Origin of the sequence: Actinokineospora sp. NBRC 105648 (genome assembly GCF_030269645.1) — a bacterium.
GTDB lineage: Bacteria > Actinomycetota > Actinomycetes > Mycobacteriales > Pseudonocardiaceae > Actinokineospora.
This window is the reverse complement of record NZ_BSTR01000144.1, coordinates 1-255: the sequence shown is the minus strand read 5'-3', so window position 1 is coordinate 255 and position 255 is coordinate 1. Positions and strand designations below refer to the sequence as shown.

The 255-nt window shown below is 65.9% G+C and carries 1 protein-coding gene; it reads left to right on the top strand.

The annotated features are described in order from the left end of the window. Positions 1-62: 62 nt before the first annotated feature. Positions 63-255: transposase (locus QSK30_RS36695; protein ID WP_285510015.1), on the top strand; the 193-nt coding region annotated here is incomplete at its 3' end.

Genomic DNA, 255 nt, shown 5'->3' with positions numbered 1-255 from the left:
ACGGAAAGGTGTTGCGGGGCGCGTGGACTGACGAGAACGATCAGTTCACGTTGTTCTCCGCGATGGTCCATCGCGAAGGCGTCACGATCGCCCAGGTGCAGGTTCCGGCCGACACCAACGAGATCACCCAGGTCAGGGCACTGCTGGCGGGTGTGCCCGCACGGGGCACGGAACGGGTCGTGGTCACGATGGACGCCGCGCACACCCAGCGAGACACCGCCGAGTATCTCGCCGGCGAACGCGGGTTCGACTATG